Source organism: Nonomuraea rhizosphaerae, assembly GCF_019396405.1.
Classification (GTDB): Bacteria; Actinomycetota; Actinomycetes; order Streptosporangiales; family Streptosporangiaceae; genus Nonomuraea; species Nonomuraea rhizosphaerae.
The window spans coordinates 1-3,670 of record NZ_JAHKRL010000010.1 but is presented as its reverse complement, the minus strand read 5'-3'; the positions used below and the strand labels follow the sequence as shown (position 1 = coordinate 3,670).

At 68.4% G+C, this 3,670-nt stretch carries 4 protein-coding genes; 3 read left to right on the top strand and 1 reads right to left on the bottom strand.

Annotated elements, in window-relative coordinates; translation table 11 throughout:
* The 3 genes from KME77_RS00640 to KME77_RS00630 form a co-directional block, all read left to right on the top strand.
* On the top strand, positions 1-570 hold a 570-nt coding region (locus KME77_RS00640), incomplete at its 5' end, for a ComF family protein (protein ID WP_219460174.1).
* A gap of 626 nt (positions 571-1,196) precedes the next feature.
* Positions 1,197-1,850, top strand: a complete 654-nt coding sequence (hpf, locus tag KME77_RS00635) for a ribosome hibernation-promoting factor, HPF/YfiA family (RefSeq protein WP_219460168.1) — start codon at positions 1,197-1,199, stop codon at positions 1,848-1,850.
* A gap of 168 nt (positions 1,851-2,018) precedes the next feature.
* Positions 2,019-2,744 (top strand): response regulator, encoded by a 726-nt coding sequence (locus KME77_RS00630; RefSeq protein WP_219460165.1) that lies wholly within the window; start codon positions 2,019-2,021, stop codon positions 2,742-2,744.
* Between the two features lie 199 nt (positions 2,745-2,943).
* Here KME77_RS00630 and KME77_RS00625 read toward each other — a convergent pair.
* Positions 2,944-3,670: DNA glycosylase AlkZ-like family protein (locus tag KME77_RS00625; RefSeq protein ID WP_219460160.1), on the bottom strand; the 727-nt coding region annotated here is incomplete at its 5' end.

Here is a 3,670-nt window from a genome sequence, read left to right as displayed (position 1 = left end):
GCCCCCGCCCGGCGCGAGCCCACCCCCGCCCCCGCCGACCTCCCAGAATGCTGGTCGGCCGCCGAATACGCCGGCCCCGTCCGCGAGGCCATCCTCGCCTACAAGGAGCGTGGCCAGACCGCCCTCGCCCACCCCCTGGCAACGGCTCTGGCGTTCACCGCCACCCACGCTCTGGCGTCCCGGCCGCCCGCCCCCGTCGTCGTGGTCCCCGTCCCCAGCGCCGCGCGAGCCGGCCGCGCCAGAGGCCACGACCCGGTCGGCGGACTCGCGGCGCTGACCGTACGACTTCTCGCAGCCCAGGGCCACCGCGCCGAGCTGTGGCCCGCGCTGACCTTGTCCCGCCGGGTGGCCGACCAGGCGGGCCTGAACGCCACCCAGCGGGCCGCCAACCTCGCGGCGGGTCACCAGGTGAGGCCCGGCGCGAAACCCCGCCCAGCGCTCCCTGTGCTGCTCCTGGACGACCTGGTCACCACCGGCTCCACCTTGGCCGGAGCCGCCCGCACGCTTCGATCCCACGGAGCCGTAGTCCTGTACGCGGTAACTGTCGCCGCGACACGCCGAAGATCTTGAATTCCTTTATGGTCACCCTCAGTAAAGAAAGATCCATTTCTGCACCCTCACCTGAAGGTCACATGTCACTAACCAAGCCCCGGCGGCATGGCAGCTCAGCACACCGCAAGAGCCCGTATATAGGGCATGCCGCGTACCAGAGAAGCCACCCGTCACCTGCGTCACAACCCCGTGCCATCACGGATAGTGATCGTTTGAGCAGCACCCAGGCTGACATTCACCCGCGATGCAGATAGCGTTCAGACATGGCACCCGTTCGGGTCCGTGGTTGCGCAGGGTCGGGGCTCCCGGCTCTGCTAGCCGATGCCAGCCGCAGGCAAAACGGCCCACGTAAGGCGACTCTTTGTCGACCGATCACGGTGCGGCTTAGGGGTAAGTCCTGCCTTCCCGAGGGTCCAGATGTCCCTCGCCAGAAGAGAAGGGCAGTAGTGGCGACAGAGCTGCGAAACCCTCAGCAGGCGAATGTGGGGTCGAAGACCAGGTCGGCCGAGCGGGTGCCTTCCGAGATCTCGGTGATGGAGCGTCGGAAGAGGGTAACGGTGACAGAAAGGCAGACAAGAGACCCCGCCCGGCAAGCACGTCGTCGGGCGCTCTTTCTCAGTCGTTAGACGAAGGGGGGCTGTTGCATGGACATCATCGTCAAGGGCCGGCACACAGGAGTGAGTGATCGGTTCCGAGACCACGTGACTACCAAGCTGGCCAGGATCGAACGTCTGGACAACAAACTCATTCGAGTCGATGTGGAGGTCTCGAAGGAGCGCAACCCGCGCATCTCCGACCAGCGGGAGCGCGTCGAGCTGACTCTCCACTCGAAGGGCCCCGCGGTCCGCGCGGAAGCCTCCGCCGACGACCGGTTCGTCGCCCTGGACATCGCTCTCGACAAGCTGGAAGGGCGCCTCAGGAGGCTGGCCGACCGGCGCAAGGTCCACCACGGCAACCACTGCCCGCCCTCGGTGGCGGAGATCACCGCGACGCTTCCCGACGTCGCCGACCTGGCCCCGCGCAAGGCCGAGGTCGCCCCCGAGCCCGAGCCCTACGACCTGCCCGACGACACGCAGTACGACGACATCGTCCCGATCGAGATGGACGGCGACGGGCCGCTCATCGTACGGGAGAAGCATCACAGAGCGGAACCCATGACCATCGACCAGGCCCTCCTCGAGATGGAGCTGGTCGGCCACGACTTCTACCTGTTCCGTGACAAGGAGAGCGGCCAGCCGTGTGTCGTGTACAACCGGCGCGGCTACAACTACGGCGTGTTGCGGCTCGTAGAGCCATAACCAGTCGCTAAAAGATCTTCTCGACCACCCTGGACCGCGCTATACATGCCATCATGGGCGGTCCAACGGCTCTGGCCCCCGACGAGGAGGAGACGTGAGCGAGCTCAGTCAGGCGATGAGCGAGCGACGCGCGGCGAAGGCAGTCATGAAGCTGATCAAGGAGGCTTCGTGACGGAGTCCGGCGAGGCACGGTCGTCAGGCGGGCCTGGCGAGACGAAGGCGTCAGGAGGCGAGCCGATCCGCGTCCTGATCGTGGACGATCACGAGCTGATCAGGCGGAGCCTGGCACTGGCGCTGGCCGCCGAGCCAGACATCGAGGTGGTCGGTGAGGCAAGCGACGGGCAGGAGGCGGTCGGACTCGCCGACCGTCTCATGCCCGACGTGGTGTTGATGGACGTACGCATGCCGCGCCAGGACGGCATCGAGGCGACAAAGGGCATCAAGGTGTCGGTGCCGAGCACCCGCATCATCATGCTGACGGTCAGCGACGAGGAAGAAGACCTCTTCGAGGCCATCAAGGCGGGCGCGACCGGTTACCTGCTCAAGGACGTGCAGATCAACGACGTCCCGGCGGCTGTCCGGGGGGTGCACGAAGGCCAGTCGCTCATCAATCCGGCCATGGCCGCGAAGCTCATCAACGAGTTCGCGAACATGAGCAAGAAGGAGGCCGAGCGGCCGCCCCAGCTTCCCGTGCCCCGGCTGACGGAGCGCGAGATGGAGGTGCTCCGGCTCGTCGCCAAGGGCATGAACAACCGCGAGATCGCCAAGCAGCTGTTCATCTCCGAGAACACGGTGAAGAACCACGTCCGCAACATCCTCGACAAGCTGCAGCTGCACTCGCGCATGGAGGCCGTGGTGTACGCGGTGCGCGAACGCATGCTGGAGATCACCTGACCCGACGCGGACTGAACCCACTGGCTCGGCGGCGTGACTGACACGACGCCGCCGCATGGGCCGGTGAACTCGGCGGCGCGATCGGGCGGCCCGTCAGGTCGGCGCAGGCCGACCGGCTCGGCCGCACAGTCACGCGCGTCAGAGCCGTGATCACCTGCGTCGTGAACGCCCGGTGAGTGCCCATACCGCGAACGCTCATTCAGCCGGGGGCCGACTCCAGGTGGGCGATCAGGGCCGGGTCGGCGCGTTCGACCCGTACGCTGTCGCACCCCACCCACTCCGCCGCCGACCACAGCGCGTCGCGTACCGCGTCCCCCCAGCGGGCGGCTGTGAGGCCGGGCTCCAGGCTGAGCTGCCGGGCCACCAGGGTGCCGCCGTCGCGGGCAGGGTCCACGCGCCCGATCAGCCGCCCGCCGGCCAGCACCGGCATCGTGAAGTAGCCGTGCACCCTCTTGTGCTTGGGCACGTACAGCTCCAGCTGGTAGTTGAACCCGAACACCCGCTCCGTCCGCCCCCGGTGCCAGATGAGCGAGTCGAACGGCGAGACCAGCGTCGTGCGGTGCCGCCCGCGCACCGGTGACTCCAGGGCCGCGGGGTCGGCCCAGGCGTTCGGGTGCGCGCGGGTGGTCGGCCAGCCCGTCACCCGCACCGGCACCAGACCGGCCGCGCCGCTGAGCAGCAGCTCGTCGAGCATCGCCGCGTACCGGCCCTTGAGGCGCAGGAAGTCGATCAGGTCGCCCCTGGTCGCGATGCCCAGCGAGGAGCCCGCGACGGCGGCGAGCCGGAGCACGCACTCCTCGTCGGACAGGTCCTCGGCCAGCAGCTCGGCCGGGACCACCCGCTCGGCCAGGTCGTACACGCGCCGCCAGCCGACGCGGCGGGTGCAGACGGTGTCGCCGATGTCCAGCAGCCACTCCAGGCCGGTC